Source organism: Pseudoalteromonas luteoviolacea CPMOR-1 (assembly GCF_001625685.1).
Lineage (GTDB): Bacteria > Pseudomonadota > Gammaproteobacteria > Enterobacterales > Alteromonadaceae > Pseudoalteromonas > Pseudoalteromonas luteoviolacea_K.
Genome location: NZ_AUYC01000084.1, coordinates 60925 through 79471 on the forward strand (window position 1 = coordinate 60925; position 18547 = coordinate 79471).

Here is an 18547-nt window from a genome sequence, read left to right on the forward strand (position 1 = left end):
ACTGCAACTGGATAGTTATAACATAGGGCTAAGATAACGACCAGTGTGTGATTGCGGGTGTTGCGCGACGTCTTCAGGTGTGCCTGACACTAAAATTTGTCCACCACCTGAGCCACCTTCAGGGCCAAGATCGACAATCCAGTCTGCGGTTTTTATTACATCTAAGTTATGCTCGATCACGACCACGGTATTGCCATGATCGCGTAAACGGTGCAGGACTACCAATAATTGTTGAATATCATGGAAGTGCAAACCTGTGGTTGGCTCATCAAGAATATATAGGGTTTTACCTGTATCACGTTTTGAAAGCTCTCTTGCTAACTTAACTCGCTGAGCTTCACCACCTGAGAGTGTTGTTGCAGCTTGACCAAGTCGGATATAAGACAAACCAACATCCATCAATGTTTGCAGCTTGCGTTTAATCGCTGGGATCTTATCAAAGAACTCGCGCGCATCTTCTACCGTCATCTCGAGTACTTCATGAATGTTTTTACCCTTGTAGAGCACTTCCAGTGTTTCTCGATTGTAGCGTTTACCTGTACATACATCACAAGGGACATATACATCCGGTAAAAAGTGCATTTCAACTTTTAATACGCCGTCACCCTGACAAGCTTCACAGCGTCCGCCTTTCACATTGAAGCTAAAGCGCCCGACTTTGTAGCCGCGGGAGCGTGCCTCTTGGGTACCTGCAAATAACTCTCGGATCGCGGTGAAGATCCCAGTATATGTTGCTGGATTAGAGCGAGGTGTGCGGCCAATTGGGCTTTGATCAATGTCGATGACTTTATCAAAATGATCTAAGCCTTGAATGTCTTTATGTGGAGCGGGTTCTGACACCGTGGCACCGTTCAATGCGCGATGTGCAAGTTTGTAAAGGGTGTCATTGATCAGTGTTGATTTGCCAGAGCCAGATACACCTGTGACACACGTCATCAAACCGAATGGTATCTTTAAATCGACATTTTTTAAGTTATTCCCAGTGGCTCCAAACAACTCCAACCATTTATCGTTTGGTTGGTGACGCTCCTGTGGCACGACAATTTGCTTGGTACCCGCCAAGTATTGACCTGTTAACGAGTCTTTGTTTGCAATGATGTCATCACGAGCACCTTCAGCAACCACATGGCCGCCGTGCACACCTGCGCCTGGGCCAATATCGATAATGTGATCAGCTGCGCGAATGGCATCTTCGTCATGTTCAACTACGATAACCGTATTACCTAAATCGCGCAGGTGTGTTAGTGTACTAAGGAGTCTGTCGTTATCTCTTTGATGTAAGCCTATGGAAGGCTCATCGAGGACGTACATGACACCAACTAGACCTGCACCAATTTGGCTTGCTAACCGGATCCTTTGTGCCTCACCACCCGACAGAGTGTCAGCACTGCGTTCAAGAGAGAGATAATTGAGGCCAACGTTAATTAAAAAAGACAGTCTGTCGCGGATTTCTTTGAGTACCTTTTCTGCGATTTGTGCTTTTTGACCTGACAAAGTGAGATCTTCAAAGAACTGACATGCTTCGCCAATGCTCATGGTAGTCACGACCGGTAGGTTGGTATCACCAATAAATACATGTCTTGCTTCTTCTCTCAGTCGCGAGCCATTACAGCTAGGACAGGCTTGGCTGGTTTGGTATTTAGCGAGCTCTTCACGCACTGAGGTAGACTCAGTTTCGTGATAACGGCGATTCATATTATTTAAAACGCCTTCAAACTCATGATTGCGGGTGATTAAGTCTCCACGATCATTGCGGTAACTAAATGCGATCTTCGTTTTACCAGAGCCTTCTAATACGACTTTTTGTGCGGATGCAGGGAGCTCACCAAATGGAATGTCTAAATCGAATCCATAATGTTGTGCAACCGACGTCAGCATCTGAAAATAGTAGAAGCTGCGTTTATCCCAGCCTTTGATAGCACCGCCTGCCAAGCTCAGCTCAGGGTTTTGTACGACACGATTTGGATCAAAGTATTGTCTTACACCAAGGCCATCACAGCTTTGGCACGCACCAGCCGGGTTATTAAATGAAAATAGGCGAGGCTCTAATTCGGTCATGGCATAGCCACAAGTGGGGCAGGCAAAGTTGGCAGAAAAAATTAAATCTTCTGCATCCGGGTCATCCATACTGGCGATTTGCGCAATGCCATCTGCTAATTCAAGTGCTGTTTCAAAGGACTCGGCTAATCGCTGTTGCAGGCCGTCTTTGACTTTAAAGCGATCAACGACGACTTCAATAGTATGCTTTTTGTGGAGTTCCAATGTGGGTGGATCAGAGAGATCGCAGACCTCTCCATCAATACGTGCTCGGATAAAACCTTGGCTGGCAAGCTGTTCCAACAGTTTTACGTGTTCACCTTTACGGTTTTTCACCACAGGTGCGAGCAACATAAGTTTGCTGCCCTCTGGCTGTGCAAGTGCGGTATCTACCATCTGGCTGACTGTTTGTGCTTTAAGTGGCAGATCATGTGTTGGACAGCGTGGCTCACCGACTCGGGCGAATAAAAGTCGTAAATAGTCGTAGATCTCAGTAATGGTGCCTACTGTTGAACGCGGGTTGTGCGACGTAGATTTTTGCTCGATAGAGATAGCCGGAGAAAGTCCTTCAATGTGATCGACATCGGGTTTTTCCATTAAGGATAAAAATTGTCTAGCGTAAGCGGAGAGAGACTCGACATAGCGTCTTTGGCCTTCGGCGTATAATGTATCGAAAGCAAGAGAAGATTTTCCTGAACCAGACAGTCCAGTAATAACAATTAACTTGTCTCTTGGGATAGTTAAAGAGATGTCTTTGAGGTTGTGCGTACGCGCACCTCTTACTTCTATTTTATCCATAGTGGCCTTATGTGAATCTCATGTGCTTGCAACCATTATTTGGTACGTATATCCCGATTTATGGTGTTTGCTATTTCACCGTTGTGAAATGTGTGTTCTTTGATACGTACTTAATTAACCTAGGTGATCACGCTTAGGGTTTGCAAACTAAATTATGGGTAGCTGTATACACATACAGTATACTAAAAGCTGCGGTTATTCCACCCTTGATACGTGCTAAGCCATGTACTGGCTCACTCGCTGAGGTTGATTGCAAGAATAGACGGAACAAGCGTGCATGTTAGCGCATCCGACATACAAAATTAAGCTTTTGCAAAAATAAACAACTAAACTTATTTTTGAATATCACCTACTGAGTGGTGCAAGTGCGTTTATTGCTTTTGAGTCTTTTTTTTCTACCGCCTTTGTGGGCATGCGAAATGACGGTGCGATTTGAAAATTACGCCGCGCAATCTCGTTTGGATGAAGAAAAGGGTTGGCACGGAATGGATGTTGATTTTGCCAAAGCCTTATTGGACGAGGCTGGGTGCAGTTATAAGTTCGTCAGTATTCCATGGGGACGGTCATTGAAAATGCTCGAAGCGGGTAATATTGACTTGGTACTTAGCGTTACTCGCACGCAAGAACGCACCAACTTTGCCTATTTTGTGGGTCCTCAGCGTATGGAAACCATTGTGTTTGCGATGAATGCAGAGCGCTTGTTTGACGTTGATAGCATGGATGATTTGTTTTCTCTACCTGTTCCTGTTGCGATACAGCAAGGCGCATTTTACGGGCGTACTTTTACCGAACGGTATAGCAAACGGTTAGGCGATGAAACCCAATTCATCTTTGTTCCTGATAATCAAACTAAACTCAGTTTGCTCAAACATGGACGGATTGCTGGATTTTTAGAAGAAAAGTTTAATATTATTTTTCAGTCAACCAATCACCCTGATTTTATGACCATAAAAATCGCACCGCTGGTGGTGAATCAATCACCGGTCTATTTTGCCTTTAGTAAAAAAAGTGTGTCTGACAAGCAACTAGAACACTTGGTAAGCGCGTATAACAGATTGAATAAAACTGGGCGTTTTAGTGAAATATTAAAAAAATATCAGTTGGACTGAGTTTTTGCTAAACTAGCTCGCGATTTTTTACTGTTTGACTTTACGTTACTTTATGTCCAATCAATCTTTAAACCAAATTGAAAAACGCGCCGCTTTTTCACTAGCAGGCGTCTTTGCTTTTCGCATGCTTGGCTTATTTATGCTGATGCCTGTGCTGGCTATTTATAGTGATTCGTTCGAAGATGTATCGCCGCTTTGGATTGGTTTGGCCATTGGCGCGTATGGTCTGACCCAAGCATTGCTGCAGATCCCAATGGGGTGGTTATCAGACAAATTCGGCCGAAAACCGATTATTATTGGAGGACTGGTGGTGTTCGCCATCGGTTCTGTTATTGCGGCCACCGCGGACTCTATTTATTGGGTGACCGCCGGACGAGCATTGCAAGGGATGGGTGCGATTGCCAGTGCACTGTTGGCGTTGGCATCTGATTTGAGTCGTGATGAACAGCGGCCTAAAGTGATGGCTGTAATTGGCATGTGCATAGGTTTGAGTTTCGCAGTGGCAATGCTGGTGGGCCCTATGGTAGCGGCATCATTTGGTATTGCTGGGGTATTTTGGTTGACGGCGATTTTGGCTTTGGTGGGCATTGTAATTGTGTTGTTTGTGGTGCCAAATGCCGTTCATAAAGCACCGAAAGGTGATACCGTCGCATCGTTAGGGGATATCAAAAACTTAATTAAACACCCACAATTACTACGACTGGATATCGGGGTGTTGCTCCTCCATTTAACGCTGACAACCTTGTTTGTTGTGCTGCCTGCGAAGCTTATCAATGAAGGATTAGAGGCACAATCTCACTGGCAAATTTATATTCCAGTGCTGATCCTAGCTTTTGTCCTGATGGCACCTTTGATGATAGTGGCCATTAAAAAGCAAAAAGAGAAGCAAGTATTTTTAGCTGCGATTGCCATATTAAGTATGAGTACGTTTTTGTTGATTTGGTTATCGGGTAGTTTATGGGGGATCGCTTTGTCGATGACTCTGTATTTTATTGCATTTAATTTCTTAGAAGCGACCATGCCAGCGTTAGTGTCTCGTATATCTCCAGCAACGCAAAAAGGCTCAGCGATGGGAGTATTTTCATCGGGGCAGTTCTTGGGGGCGTTTTTAGGGGGCGTCCTTGGTGGCTTTTTAGCACAGCATTACGAAACGCAAACTGTATTTGCTGCGGCAGCAGGAATTGGGGTAATATGGCTGGCTATTGCATGGCGCATGCAAGTCCCTCCACGTAGTAAAGCGTTAAGCTTTGTAACGGAACTCGATAAACCCCAGCATGCACAAACACTTGCTGATAAACTGGTTACATTACCGGGCGTGCTAGAGGCGACTGTAGTCAGTGAAGAAAATCGCGCTTATTTAAAAGTGGATGAAAGTAAATTTGATTTAAACCAAGCTAAGCAAATTTTATATTCTTCATAACGAGGGTTCGGTTGCGATGAGGAGTCGAATTCGACGTGCAATCGGTATACAATCGATATATAGAATGAAACTAAGCAATGCTTGTAATTGTGTGAGGAGAGGGTGCCATGGCACGCGGTGTGAATAAAGTAATCTTGGTGGGTAACTTAGGCCAAGATCCTGAAGTTCGATATATGCCCAACGGTAACGGTGTGGCGAATATCAGTATTGCAACCACTGATAGTTGGAAAGACAAAAACACAGGTCAGCTGCAAGAGCGTACAGAGTGGCACAGAGTTGTGTTATTCGGTAAGTTAGCTGAAGTGGCTGGTGAATACTTACGTAAGGGTTCACAGGTTTATATTGAAGGCCGTTTGCAGACGCGTAAGTGGACAGATCAAAGCGGTCAAGACAAGTATACAACAGAAATAGTGGTAGACATGGGTGGCCAAATGCAAATGCTAGGTGGCCGCAATGAGCAAGGCGGTCAATACCAGTCAGGCGGCAACCAAGGCGGTTATGGTCAGCAACAAGGTGGTTTTGCACCACAGCAAAACAACCAACAGCAATATGGTCAGCCAGCAGCACAGCAGGGCGGGTTTGCACCACAGCAACAAGCGCCTCAGCAAAGTGCGCCTCAGCCACAAAATAGTAACTTTGGTGGACAAGCACAGAGTGCGCCTGCGCAAGGTGGTCAGTCTCAAGGCGGTTTTGCACCACAGCAGCAGGGTAGTGCTTCTAACCCGATGGAGCCACCAATAGATTTTGACGACGATATTCCGTTTTAAGAGCCAGTACGTCTAAAGTCATAAAATTAGTTTTTAGAAAGCCCTTTGCGCATGTCAATAATCGGTTCCGATTTTGAGCTCTGCAAAGGGCTTTTTTGTATAAAAAAATATCAGTTCTTCATTTGCATCTTATTTAAATCATCTGTAACCAGTATGGGTAAAATGTACACCAATGTTATTGAGTCAATTCTGCCTCCTATATCAAGCATAGATATGTTTTATTTAACAGGTACTTGTACAGCAGAAACAGAGTGAATCACGTGGGAATGTAATGAGCTAATTAAGCGGTTGCGATGTACTGTGATTACTTAAGTGTGCTTCATTTTCATTTTACATCGGTATGACAGAGTTACCATTAAAACAACACTGTGCTTTTTATGTTAAAGAAAAGGTGGTTTTCTGTAATGGTTAGAGTGTTGTTATATATCGTATTATTAAGTTGTTTAACTCACTAGGTTTTGAAGTGTGTATTTCTTTTTGTGCTTTGATTTATATGGTTAAATATTATTGATTCATTTTTAAAAAACGTCGTGATTGAGATGTTTTATTGATGTTGTTTTATGTATAGTCATCGCGATTAAAATAAGACAATAAAGGAATGAGATGACTCAAGACAGTGAATATAAGCTACTTGATAGTTTGTTTGATGAACTGTTCCCGCTCTGCAGATCCATCACTGGCCATGGTATAGAAGCATCTATGGACATCATAGGTAGATATATGCCATTGACGTTCGATAAAGTAAAAAGTGGCACTCAGGTTTTTGACTGGGTTGTGCCTGCCCAATGGAACTTCCGACGTGCACGACTTTGGGGGCCTAACGGAGAGGTGATCTGTGACACTAATATCAATAATTTACATGTTGTTAGTTATTCTGAGCCCGTCGATAAACACCTAACATTAGAAGAGTTACAGCCGCATTTACATAGTTTACCAACGATGCCAGATGCTATTCCTTACGTGACAAGTTATTACCAAAGAACATGGGGGTTTTGTCTTAAAGATAAAGACAGACAAGCATTACAGCAGGGGCGTTACCGAGTTTTGATAGAATCTGAATTTGATCCTGAGGGGGGAGTGCCATTTGCGCAAACGCTGCTGGAGGGTCAAAGCCATAAAGAAGTCTTGCTCAGCAGCTATCTTTGCCACCCCTCGCTTGCTAACAATGAACTTAGTGGACCACTGGTTTTACTTGGTTTATATAATCGGATCAAGCGATGGCCAAAACGGCGTTTTTCCTACCGGTTTTTACTGAATCCAGAAACTATTGGTTCATTATGCTTTTTACACAAACACTATCAATCACTCGCTGAAAACTTAGAAGCGGGTTTGATCCTCACTTGTATGGGCGGTGATGTCGACTCGTTAAGGTATAAAGCGAGCCGCAGAGGTGACAGCGTTTTTGATCAACTTGCTAGGCAGTTAAGCGAATCAGGTAGCCTTCGCTTTGTTGAGTTTACGCCATTACATGGCTCTGACGAACGCCAGTATTGCGCACCAGGGTTTAATTTACCGGTTGCCCAAGTCAGTCGTTCGTTGAATGTTACTGAGGTGCCATACCATACTTCTTTGGATGATAAAGGTGCGATGGACATGACACGTATCATTCAGTCAATCGATGAGATTGAGCAATATTTAAAGTTGGGGGAAATTGCGGGGAATGCCGTTAATCAAAGTCCATTTGGTGAACCACAGCTTGGGAAACGAAACCTCTATCCAAATATGAATACTCTTGCTCATGCTGATAAATCTAGTGACAGTTTGGTGGATGGTCGCACAAAGTTGAACGCTATTTTGACCATATTAAGTGAGTCTGATGGTACTAAAGCGATGGTGAACATTGCACAGTCATTGGGGTTAGAGTTGGCCTCATTGGAATCTGTGATTGATGAGTTAGAACAACATCGGCTGATTGAGTTTAATACTGGAGAAGTGTTATGAGTATCGTTTTTATCACTGGTAATCACCCGAGGCATGCTTACATAGCACGATGTTTGGCAGCTACAGGTAAATTAAAAAAGTTGATTATTGAGCAACGAGAGGCGCATTTACCTGCGCCGCCTGAAGACATTGACGCTCAACTAAAGTCATTATTTCGCGAGCATTTTGCTAAGCGAGAAGAGGCAGAATTTGAGATGTTTGGGGCGCTACAATGGCCTGATGTGGAAACGGTCAATATTGATGTGCAAGCGCTCAATACTGAGTATGTTAAACAGCATATAGAAGCCACCGACCCCGACTTGTTAATCACCTATGGTTGCCACATGTTGAGTGATGATACATTGGCGTGCGCCACAGGTGAAAAATGGAATATTCATGGTGGCTTGTCCCCGTGGTACCGAGGAGCAATTACACATTTCTGGCCAAGTTACATGCTTGAGCCACACAAGACGGGTATGACTGTACATGAGTTAACTCAAGACTTAGACGCAGGGGCCGTTGTTCATCAATGTGTCGCACCGCTGCACAGAGGAGATGGTCTTCATCAATTAGCGGCGAGAGCGGTGTTAAAAATCGGTGATGAGCTGCCTCAACTGGTAGGCATGTTGTACGAACAGGGAGCAGATTCGATTACCAAGCTAGCGCATGCTACGACAGGTAAACTTTGGCTTGGCAGTCAGTGGCGTCCAGAGCATTTAAAGCTCATTTATCAATTTTACAATGACGATATTGTTGATCATTACCTTGATGGCAGACTTGGTAAAAGTGAGTTAAAACTACACCGACAGTTTTAAAGTATCTCGGTGAACATAACAGAGCGTTGCTTACGCCTGTCATGTAAATCGTCAAATGACGCGCTTTGTTTGGGTGCTAATTAACACTAGGCAGTTAAAGCGAGCACTTTGTTCACGAATGTTGCTCTGGTGGCATAGTCATTTGAGATGGGAAATGAGCGAAGCGAGCTCTGCCCACTACTTAACCATATTGAAAATATGGTTAAGTGAATTTATGCAAGGTAAGCTGATCGCTAATCGTTTTCAGGGGAGAGATTTTACTCAGGCATTTGCGAAAAAAATAATATCCGCAAGATCAGCAGCTTTTAGGAATCTTAATCTGGTGTCCTTGAGTTTTGTATTAGATTGAACAAAACTTTAATCAGACTACTTAATGGCTGCCTTATTATGCTCCACTTCGCACTTGCAAAACACACAGTTAAACGAGAGTACGTGTTTTTAGTTGCGTGGTGTGTTCTTTTTTTTATTTGTAATTTATCAATAGTGCAATTAACGAGTGGGTGGATCGACGAGCAAGCCCTACGCTTAGATACGCAGCTATCCTACTATATTGTTCCTATTTCTTCTCATGAACTCAACGCGCTAGTTAAGCAATTTGGATTTAGTGTTTTTCCCAGCAGCGATGCAGTAACAGCGTGGCTTTCATCACCCTATCATTTTAAAATGGGAGAAGATGCACTGGTCTTGCATCCGACAGACATTGTGAATAATGGGATTACATGGGCGTTGTGGCTTAATGCCATGTTAATGTGCATTGCCGTTGGGGCTTGGCTGTTGTACGCAAAACGCGGTAATAGACGAGCAGACCGTAGGCGTGCTGCGTCATTCAGTGGTGGACAAAAACTGATAGACAAAGAGCTCTCAACTGATGTGCAACACGTCACGACAGATAAGCAAGTTACAGTATTTGCTATGTTTAAATGGCGATGTGAGCTCCCCAAACATATAGAACCCCAAAGCCATTTTAGCGTTACATTAGCTAAATGCTTTAACAAATATAAATATTGCTCAGCAAAGTATTTATCGTCAGGCACCTTGACTGTCACGCTCAGTGACGTGTGCAAAGATGAAGTCGAGCAGACAATTAAACGCTTACACGAAGTCGTCTACCAGGCGCTCTTGGCCTTTCGAGGAGACTTGTCTCGTAGTGCTTTGAAGTGTGGTGCATGTTTCTATGGTGAGGGAGCTGACCAAACTCAAGTCTATCAGATTGCTAGATCGTCTTTGAGTATCGCGCAAAACCATGTGTGGCAGCATATTCATATGTTACCGCTCAACCATACCCTTGCGGAAAGTCTATTGGATGCAGAAACTCATATTATGCAAGACATTAGAGCTGGTAGGTTTGTGTTATTTTGCCAGCCTTTATTTGATTTCAAATCACAAGATGTGATCCAAAGCGAAGCCTTATTGCGAGTACGCCATAAAACGCTGGGGCTGATCACTGCGGGACAATTTATTCATAAAATTCACCATAATCAACACTTAGTGGAATTGGACAAAGCCATTGTGATGCAGGCTTTAAAAGTCTTGTCTAAAGAACCGAAGGGGTTTTCGGTCAGTGTTAATTTGCACGTTGTGAATTGGTCAAATAGCGTTTTTCTAAACTGGTTGATAGGGGTGTTAAGGGACTCTGGCCGTGCGAGTGATGTGACGTTAGAGTTGATGATCAGCGATTACTATCAGCATAAAAGTTATTTTGAACAATTTTTTTGCTCATTGGCACCACTTGGCACGAACGTTGTGCTTGATCATGTGAATAAGCCGTTAGATGTGGTCCAATTACAGCAACTACATAATGTCATTGGTATTAAGCTGGCATTTGAGTTAATTCATGGCATCAATGGCTGTGCAAAACGTCGAGCTGTGGTTAAACAAATTGTTGGGCAAGCTAAAAAGCTTCAAATCCCAGTCTATGCGGTGGGTGTAGAAACCCAAGATGAATTTAACTGTATTCAGCGCTTAGGTGTGGATGGCGCGCAAGGCTACTTTTTCAGCGCGCCCTTACTTGAGCTTGAAAACAGCTTAAATTAAGTGTCGATAGCGAAGGCCATCTAGACCTTGTAAGCCTCCTGTGTGGATGGCAATAATGCGACTGTGCTGTGGGAACTGGTCCTGTTCAATCATTTGCCATAGACCATGCATCATTTTACCCGTGTAGATAGGCTCCAGTGGCAAATGGTGATCACGTTTCATGGTTTGGCAAAAGTCCCAAATTGGTGCTGAAAACTTGCCGTATCCGCCGCCATGGAATTGAGTGAGGATTTGCCAGTTGTTCAGCTTTAGAGCGCTTGGATTGAGCGTCGTTACCTCTTCATTTAAATATTCAGCATTTTTTAGTACCGCAAACCCCAGTACCTTCGTGGTCTTGTGCACGCCTTGTAAAATGCCCGCGAGCGTTCCACCACTCCCCACTGCACAACAGAGATAGTCACTCGATGGAAGCGATTGCGCCAACTCTTTACACCCCTGCAATGCAAACTGGTTACTCCCTCCTTCTGGGATAATGAAAGCTGAGGGAAATTGACGCTTTAGCTGTTCGAGATAATGTACATCATGGCGTTGTCTATACTCAATTCTAGTTACTGGGTGTAGATTAACCTTGCACGCTTTAGCAAAGCGTATTGTCGGGTTACTCAAGTCAAGGTGTGGGCCTCTGACAATAAAGTGTGCTGGAATATGAAATAGTTTACTCGCCATGGCGGTGGCATAGAGGTGATTTGAAAATGCCCCACCAAATGTGAGTAAACACTGAGATTGCTGACGCTTTAGCGCTATGAGGTTGTATTTGAGCTTTCTCCATTTATTACCCTGCACACTTGGGTGCAGTAAATCATCTCTCTTTACTTGCAGCTGGATTTTTTTGGCTGTTAGTAACGGGTGCTTAATGGTCTGAAGAGGTGATTCTAAGTGGCTTGAAGTCTTCATTAGATTTTCGATTTATCTGTAAATACACGCTTTGAAGTTATTATTTCATGAAAATGTGCTCAGAACACTGGTAAGTACGTGACTAATAGTTGTAAACTCAGATATTAATTGTGCAAGGCTTGTGTTTTACATTGTAACTACATAGCATTGAGCATTAAAACATCAAAAATAACAAAGACCAAAACAACTGCCGCTGTTGGGAATGGAATATATGCGAATTGCTCCTTTATCTCTTTTTGTCTCTGCCGCCTTATTGTCTGTAAGTGTTTGGGCACAAGATACTGCGACTGTGACAGCTATCGAGTCAGAGCGCTCCGAGAAACAAGCTGAGTTAGATAGATATACTCAGATATTAGACAAGCACGTGGCTGAAGAAGCCCGTTTACAATCGCAACTAGAACTGTTGAGGAGTAACTCGACGGAACTGGATAAAGAAAAAAATCAGGCACTCGATGCCATGAATGATTTGTATCGTCGGCTTATCGACGATCCGTCTATTGATATTTCATCGGCACAGATGCGATACCAGCAGTCTGTTGCTGATCATAAAGCGAATAAAGAAGACATAGCGATGCAATTAGCGGCCATAGCATCGCACCGCAAGGATATTGAGCAGATCCGTATTAGCAAGCACACACTTGTTAATACGCTCGCGAGTTTAAAAGACCAACTCAGCACTGCGCGCGTTGAGCGACTTCGCAATGAATTTACCCGAGAGGGCACCCTGGAGGTTGAGCATACAATTAATTGTAAGCGGACTGAAACGTTAGCGGCTTGTGAGCAAAGAGGTCAGCAACTGGGTTTGCAAAAAGCAACCAAACGCTTTATCGATCAAATATTTGCAAACTTAACAGAGCAGCGAGCAGTTGAGCCAAAACGTCATTTGGCTGGGGCACAAGTGCAGGTCGTGAGTAGTCACGTGATTGGCAGTGCATTTAGTGGTCAAGGTAACTACAGTGTTAACTTAAGTGTGACGATGCGAGGCGATGTCAATAACAGTCGTTTGTGTGGTCTACTTGCGTTGGATAACCGTTTTTGTAGTGAATATGGCACGCCACTTTCGGTGGGCTATCAAGCAAGCTATCCAACGACATTCAGTGACAGTCAGCTGACGTTTAAAGATGAACTAGATAAACCGACGCCGAGCGTACCTAGCGTGACGGCAATGCAGCCGAAAACGGAAATCAAATCTCAAATTATTCAGCAATCACCACAGGATAGACAAGTCGATCTTACTCTAAGGTCAAATGTGTATGATGACGAAGTCTTTATTGATGGTGTGAGTTATGGTTCGACTAAGCTTGTGGTGAGTGTGCCTTTAGGCTCTTACGATATTGAAATCCGAAAGCTTGGATACGAGTCTTACAAGGCGAGAGTTGACGTGCGTCGCGCACGAACGATAAACGCCAAGCTGATAAAAAAGCCTGAGTCGATTGCTGCACCGACACCGAAAAGAGAGCAAGTTGAGCGAAAAGTCGCTGTGCAAAAGGCAGTGACGCCCAACTTGGTTGAAAATAAAGTGGTGATCATCCCTGCAGGTTCATTCCAAATGGGAGATTTAACGGGAAATGGTCTTGCCAATGAGCGCCCGGTTGTCGAGAAAGTATTGAGTCATTCATATGCCATGCAAAGCAATGAAGTGACGGTTGCAGAATTCAGGCAGTTCATTATAAGCACGGGCTATCAAACCGAAGCTGAAAAAGGGACGGGCTGTGCACACTATAAAAATGGTGAGCCGATTTGGGAAAGCGAATATAACTGGAGTAAGCCAGGTTTTGAGCAAGCTGAAAACTTTCCAGTGGTGTGTGTGACTTATGAAGATGCTAAAGCATATGCAAACTGGTTGTCTGCAGAGCAAGGGATCCAATATCGTTTGCCCAATGAAGTTGAGTGGGAATATGCGGCTCGAGCGGGCACCAGTTCAGAATACCCTTGGGGCAATGAAATTGGTCGAGGGTTGGCAAACTGTGGATGGTGTGGCAGTGAGTGGTCAAACAAAAGCCCATCACCAGTAGGTGAATTTTCACCAAATAACTATGGTTTGTATGATACCGTTGGCAACGTGTGGGAGTGGACGCAAAAGCGTGCTTCTCAAGATGATGTCACGGTGCGCGGAGGTGCGTGGAACTTTGCACCTAGTTTAGCTAGAGTATCCACTCGCTTAGCGTTAGCGCCTGATTTTAGAGCTAATTATATTGGTTTTAGATTAGTTCGAGAGAGATAAATTACAATGCGTCCTGTTGGGCGCATTCAGTTAAAGTGCAGTTAGTACTTTGTATACTTAAATATTTCAGCCGCAGCGACAGTTACTGCGGTTTGGTGATTAAAAGAATTCTTTAAGGTTACCCAGCCTCATGTTTAAAAAACTACGTGGATTATTTTCAAATGACCTGTCTATTGATTTAGGCACGGCGAATACACTGATTTATGTAAAAGAAGAAGGCATCGTACTCAATGAGCCTTCAGTGGTAGCGATTCGCCAGGAGAGAGCAGGTGGCCCGAAAAGTGTTGCTTCTGTAGGTACAGCTGCAAAGCAAATGCTGGGTAGAACGCCAGGCAATATAAAAGCGATTAGGCCGATGAAAGATGGCGTAATTGCAGACTTCTACGTGACTGAAAAAATGCTTCAGCATTTCATCAAGCAAGTCCACAACAATAACTTCATGCGTCCAAGCCCGCGCGTATTAATCTGTGTGCCATGTGGCGCTACCCAGGTTGAAAAGCGTGCGATCCGTGAGTCGGCAATGGGTGCTGGCGCACGTGAAGTGTATTTGATTGAAGAGCCAATGGCTGCGGCAATTGGTGCGGGTTTACCTGTCTCTGAAGCGACGGGTTCGATGGTTGTCGATATCGGTGGTGGTACGACTGAGGTTGCGATTATTTCCCTTAATGGTGTGGTTTACTCATCATCTGTTCGCATCGGTGGTGATAAGTTCGATGAAGCTATTATTAATTATGTAAGACGTAACTTCGGTAGTTTAATTGGTGAGGCGACAGCAGAACATATTAAGCATGAGATAGGCTCTGCATTTAAGAGTGAAACACCCATTGAAATTGAGGTTCGTGGGCGTAACTTAGCCGAAGGTGTACCACGTTCATTTACATTGAACTCTCATGAAATCCTTGAAGCGTTACAAGAGCCTCTTATGGGGATCGTGAGTGCTGTTATGGTGGCGCTTGAGCAATCACCACCAGAATTGGCATCTGATATCTCCGCACACGGTATGGTGTTGACAGGTGGCGGTGCACTGTTAAAAGACTTAGATCGATTATTAATGGAAGAAACAGGGATCCCTGTTGTGGTCGCAGACGATCCATTGACGTGTGTTGCACGCGGTGGTGGTAAAGCGCTAGAGATGATAGACATGCACGGTGGCGATGTATTTAGTTACGACTGATGAATTTACTGTTTGTCCGAAGCATATCTTTACAACTGCGACTTACTGTCGCAGTTGTGCTTAGTATTGTCTTAATCATTGGTGACAGATATACCTCTGGTGGCACCTTTGTTAGAACGACCCTCAATACGCTCGTCAGTCCGGTACTATACGCTGCAAATGTCCCTTATGAACTGTTTAACGTTGGTGCACAGACTTTGCATACACGTGATAGATTGCTCAGCGAGAATGAACTGCTTAGAGCGAAGCAATTACTACAAAGCGAGCAGCTTCAACAATATCAATTCTTACTCAAAGAAAACAGTGAGCTACGAGCGCTATTAGGCGCATCTTCCCGCCAATCTCAAAGCCGTCAAATAGCGCAAGTGCTATCGGTGCGATCCAATCGTTATAACCATCAAATTGTCGTGAATAAAGGCACTATTGATGGTGTTTCAGAGGGTCAAGCGGTGATTGACGAACTGGGTTTGGTCGGCCAACTCACACATGTTGGCACAACGACTTCTCGTGTCCTTTTGATGACTGACACCACACATGCTACACCGGTTAGAATATTAAGAAATGATGTCAGTATGGTGGTAGAAGGGATTGGTAAAATTAACCTAGTTCAGCTCGCTCACGTATCGCATAGCTTAGATATTCGTATCGGAGATATTTTGGTTACTTCAGGGCTTGGGAGTCGTTTCCCTGAAGGCTATCCGGTTGCGGTGGTGACTGAAATTGATCGAGATGAAGGACTCCCTTTTGCCAAGGTATACGCTGAGCCAATCGCGCAGCTTGATAGGATCAGGCTATTAGTTATTTTAGGAGAAAGCAGCGCAGAGGTTAACAATGAGTCGTAGTTTTTCTTTTATCACCTTCAGCGTATTTCTCGCACTTATCATGGCGTTGATGCCATTACCTTTTTCTTTAGAACCTTTTAGGCCGGATTGGGTCCTATTGGTATTGATGTATTGGTCTATTGCACTACCCCATCGAGTAAATATTGGCTGGGCGTGGTGTACAGGCTTGATCATGGATTTGGCGGTGGGCTCGCCTCTGGGAATTAATTCGTTGACTTATTCTGTATGTATTTACATTACAGTCAGTAATTTTCAGAAGTTAAGGAATTTTTCATTGTGGCAGCAAGCGATGTTAATAGGCTTGTTTTTAGCGCTTTACCACTTATTGCAGTTTTGGTTAAACCACTTCTTGTTAGACATTTACTTTAACCCTGCATATTTATGGCCAGCACTGGTGGGCATGCTGTGTTGGCCTTGGATATTTCTCTTACTCAGAAAGTATCGTAGACACTTTAGGATCCGTTAATGGCAGTAAAACTATATTTAGCATCGGCTTCACCACGCCGTAAAGCGCTACTGAGTCAACTTGGTTATGTATTTGAACAATTCTCTGTCGATGCAGACGAGCGCGCGCTGCCAAATGAACAGCCAAAGGCATTGGTGGAACGACTTGCTCGTTTAAAGGCACAAACAGGAGTCGGGATCGGACAAGAAGATCGTCCCGTGTTAGGCAGCGATACGATTGTTGTGGCAGAAGGCAAAGCACTCGGTAAACCGGTCAATAAGGAAGATTTTTTGTCGATGATGGCAAGGTTATCGGGCAAGACACATCAGGTTATGACGGCAATTGCATTAGCAAATAGTGAAAAGGTTGTAAGCCAGACGGTGGTGACCGATGTGACATTTAAAGTGCTGTCAGATGATGAGATTGAACAGTATTGGTTGAGTGGAGAGCCTCAAGATAAAGCGGGCGGTTATGGTATTCAAGGCCTAGGTGGGCGATTTGTAACACAACTCAAAGGTAGTTATTTTGCAGTAGTCGGACTACCTTTATATGAAACAGACGAATTAATTCAAGCATTTATGGCGGGCCGAGATGAGTAGCGAATTATTGATCAATGTGACACCCAGTGAAAGTCGCGTCGCACTAATTGAAAATGGTGTACTGCAAGAAGTTCAAGTCGAACGGGTAGGCAACTTGGGCATTGTCGGCAATATTTATTTAGGCAAAGTAAGTCGAGTACTGCCTGGCATGCAGGCTGCATTCGTTGATATTGGATTAGAGAAAGCGGCTTTCTTGCATGCCTCAGATATCGTAAGTAGTGCGTCTATTGAAGAGGCAGTCGACGATCAGCCGATTAAAAAAGTGCAGGACATTAGAGAGTTGGTTAAACAGGGCCAATTCATTATGGTGCAAGTTGTAAAAGATCCTATCGGCACCAAAGGTGCACGTTTAACCACAGATATTACTATCCCGTCACGTTATTTGGTTTTTATGCCAGATGCGACACATGTGGGTGTGAGCCAAAGAATAGAAACAGAGGAAGAACGCGATAGACTAAAGCATATTGTTGCTGAATATAATGATGAAAATGGTGGTTTTATCGTCCGTACTGCCGCGGAAGGCGCTGCGGAGGCTGAATTAAAGCACGATGCTGAGTTTTTAAAAAAACTGTGGCAAAAAATTATCAGCAAACGTAGGAAAACCAGTAAGGCGAGCATCTTACATGAAGATTTAACGCTCGCTTTTCGTACGTTACGAGATTATGTCGGCGAAGATATGGAGCGCATTCGAGTTGACTCTAAGCTTACTTATCAACAATTAAAGACATTTACCGAAGAATTTGTCCCTCAGCTTTCTGAAACGCTTGAATACTACCCTGGAGAGCGACCTATTTTCGATCTTTTTGATGTTGAAGCTGAAATACAAAAGGCATTGCATCGTAAGGTTGAGCTTAAATCAGGTGGCTACTTAATCATTGATCAAACAGAAGCCATGACAACAGTAGATGTCAATACTGGGGCTTTTGTTGGCCATAGAAATTTAGAAGAAACCATTTTTAATACCAATGTGGAAGCAACGTCGGCCATTGCGCGTCAGCTTAGGTTAAGGAATCTTGGCGGTATTATCATAATTGACTTTATTGATATGGTTTCAGATGAACATAAGCGCCGGGTGCTACATTCTTTGGAAGCGGCATTGGCAAAAGATCGTGCTAAAGCGAATATTAATGGTTTGTCAGCACTTGGTCTGGTAGAAATGACGCGAAAACGCACCAGAGAAAGTTTAGAGCACATCTTATGTGATGTCTGCCCTTCATGCTCTGGCAGAGGATCGTTGAAAACAGTTGAAACGGTCTGTTATGAGATCTTGCGTGAAATTGTGCGGGTAAATCGTGCATATGAAGCAGACAAATTTATGGTATATGCGTCAGCGGCAGTGAGCGAAGCTTTGGTGAATGATGAATATCACAATTTGGCTGAGCTTGAATTGTTTATCGGGAAACAAGTGAGTATCCAAACTGAAAACTTGTACAGCCAAGAGCAGTTTGATGTGGTAATGATGTAGGCCG

The 18547-nt window shown here is 43.9% G+C and carries 14 protein-coding genes; 12 read left to right on the top strand and 2 right to left on the bottom strand.

What is annotated here, in order from left to right:
* Nucleotides 1-15: 15 nt before the first annotated feature.
* The gene (uvrA, locus tag N473_RS23410) at nt 16-2835 is read right to left on the bottom strand and encodes an excinuclease ABC subunit UvrA (protein WP_063370056.1); all 2820 of its coding nucleotides are present in this window, start codon (nt 2833-2835) and stop codon (nt 16-18) included.
* 419 nt (nt 2836-3254) lie between these two features.
* Between uvrA and N473_RS23415 the strand changes: the two genes are divergently transcribed.
* The 6 genes from N473_RS23415 (at nt 3255) to N473_RS23445 (ending at nt 10900) form a co-directional block, all read left to right on the top strand.
* On the top strand, nt 3255-3944 hold the full coding sequence (locus N473_RS23415; RefSeq protein ID WP_063370057.1) for a substrate-binding periplasmic protein: 690 nt from the start codon (nt 3255-3257) through the stop codon (nt 3942-3944).
* Nucleotides 3945-3996: 52 nt separating this feature from the next.
* The gene (locus tag N473_RS23420) at nt 3997-5364 is read left to right on the top strand and encodes an MFS transporter (RefSeq protein ID WP_039608144.1); all 1368 of its coding nucleotides are present in this window, start codon (nt 3997-3999) and stop codon (nt 5362-5364) included.
* 107 nt (nt 5365-5471) lie between these two features.
* Complete coding sequence (ssb, locus tag N473_RS23425) at nt 5472-6131, top strand: single-stranded DNA-binding protein (protein ID WP_039608145.1); 660 nt, start codon at nt 5472-5474, stop codon at nt 6129-6131.
* A gap of 603 nt (nt 6132-6734) precedes the next feature.
* Entirely contained in the window at nt 6735-8072 is a 1338-nt protein-coding gene (locus tag N473_RS23430; protein ID WP_063370058.1) for a DUF4910 domain-containing protein, read from the top strand.
* The gene (locus tag N473_RS23435; RefSeq protein WP_063370059.1) at nt 8069-8866 is read left to right on the top strand and encodes a formyltransferase family protein; all 798 of its coding nucleotides are present in this window, start codon (nt 8069-8071) and stop codon (nt 8864-8866) included. Before N473_RS23430 ends, N473_RS23435 begins: the two co-directional genes overlap by 4 nt.
* A gap of 483 nt (nt 8867-9349) precedes the next feature.
* A complete protein-coding gene (locus N473_RS23445; protein ID WP_196766469.1) occupies nt 9350-10900 on the top strand; it encodes an EAL domain-containing protein in 1551 nt (516 codons plus the stop codon).
* Here the strand turns inward: N473_RS23445 and N473_RS23450 are convergent.
* Entirely contained in the window at nt 10892-11794 is a 903-nt protein-coding gene (locus tag N473_RS23450; RefSeq protein WP_063370062.1) for a 1-aminocyclopropane-1-carboxylate deaminase/D-cysteine desulfhydrase, read from the bottom strand. The genes N473_RS23445 and N473_RS23450 overlap by 9 nt on opposite strands.
* A 211-nt stretch (nt 11795-12005) precedes the next feature.
* Here N473_RS23450 and N473_RS23455 point away from each other — a divergent pair, with 211 nt between their 5' ends.
* The 6 genes from N473_RS23455 (at nt 12006) to rng (ending at nt 18543) form a co-directional block, all read left to right on the top strand.
* A complete protein-coding gene (locus N473_RS23455; protein ID WP_063370063.1) occupies nt 12006-14018 on the top strand; it encodes an SUMF1/EgtB/PvdO family nonheme iron enzyme in 2013 nt (670 codons plus the stop codon).
* Between the two features lie 130 nt (nt 14019-14148).
* Nucleotides 14149-15192 (top strand): rod shape-determining protein, encoded by a 1044-nt coding sequence (locus N473_RS23460; RefSeq protein ID WP_010376642.1) that lies wholly within the window; start codon nt 14149-14151, stop codon nt 15190-15192.
* A complete protein-coding gene (mreC, locus tag N473_RS23465; protein ID WP_063370064.1) occupies nt 15192-16034 on the top strand; it encodes a rod shape-determining protein MreC in 843 nt (280 codons plus the stop codon). The genes N473_RS23460 and mreC overlap by 1 nt, the downstream gene beginning before the upstream one ends.
* Nucleotides 16024-16500, top strand: a complete 477-nt coding sequence (gene mreD / locus N473_RS23470; protein WP_039608151.1) for a rod shape-determining protein MreD — start codon at nt 16024-16026, stop codon at nt 16498-16500. Before mreC ends, mreD begins: the two co-directional genes overlap by 11 nt.
* The gene (locus N473_RS23475; protein WP_063370065.1) at nt 16500-17078 is read left to right on the top strand and encodes a Maf family protein; all 579 of its coding nucleotides are present in this window, start codon (nt 16500-16502) and stop codon (nt 17076-17078) included. The genes mreD and N473_RS23475 overlap by 1 nt, the downstream gene beginning before the upstream one ends.
* Complete coding sequence (gene rng / locus N473_RS23480) at nt 17071-18543, top strand: ribonuclease G (RefSeq protein WP_039608153.1); 1473 nt, start codon at nt 17071-17073, stop codon at nt 18541-18543. Before N473_RS23475 ends, rng begins: the two co-directional genes overlap by 8 nt.
* Nucleotides 18544-18547: the final 4 nt, after the last annotated feature.

Coding starts and splice junctions, on each gene's coding strand:
- N473_RS23475 (WP_063370065.1), top strand. CDS start 16,500: ATGGCAGTAAAACTATATTTAGCATCGGCTTCACCACGCCGTAAAGCG.
- rng (WP_039608153.1), top strand. CDS start 17,071: ATGAGTAGCGAATTATTGATCAATGTGACACCCAGTGAAAGTCGCGTC.
- mreC (WP_063370064.1), top strand. CDS start 15,192: ATGAATTTACTGTTTGTCCGAAGCATATCTTTACAACTGCGACTTACT.
- N473_RS23435 (WP_063370059.1), top strand. CDS start 8,069: ATGAGTATCGTTTTTATCACTGGTAATCACCCGAGGCATGCTTACATA.
- uvrA (WP_063370056.1), bottom strand. CDS start 2,835: ATGGATAAAATAGAAGTAAGAGGTGCGCGTACGCACAACCTCAAAGAC.
- N473_RS23450 (WP_063370062.1), bottom strand. CDS start 11,794: ATGAAGACTTCAAGCCACTTAGAATCACCTCTTCAGACCATTAAGCAC.
- N473_RS23430 (WP_063370058.1), top strand. CDS start 6,735: ATGACTCAAGACAGTGAATATAAGCTACTTGATAGTTTGTTTGATGAA.
- N473_RS23460 (WP_010376642.1), top strand. CDS start 14,149: ATGTTTAAAAAACTACGTGGATTATTTTCAAATGACCTGTCTATTGAT.
- mreD (WP_039608151.1), top strand. CDS start 16,024: ATGAGTCGTAGTTTTTCTTTTATCACCTTCAGCGTATTTCTCGCACTT.
- N473_RS23455 (WP_063370063.1), top strand. CDS start 12,006: ATGCGAATTGCTCCTTTATCTCTTTTTGTCTCTGCCGCCTTATTGTCT.
- N473_RS23415 (WP_063370057.1), top strand. CDS start 3,255: ATGACGGTGCGATTTGAAAATTACGCCGCGCAATCTCGTTTGGATGAA.
- N473_RS23420 (WP_039608144.1), top strand. CDS start 3,997: ATGTCCAATCAATCTTTAAACCAAATTGAAAAACGCGCCGCTTTTTCA.
- ssb (WP_039608145.1), top strand. CDS start 5,472: ATGGCACGCGGTGTGAATAAAGTAATCTTGGTGGGTAACTTAGGCCAA.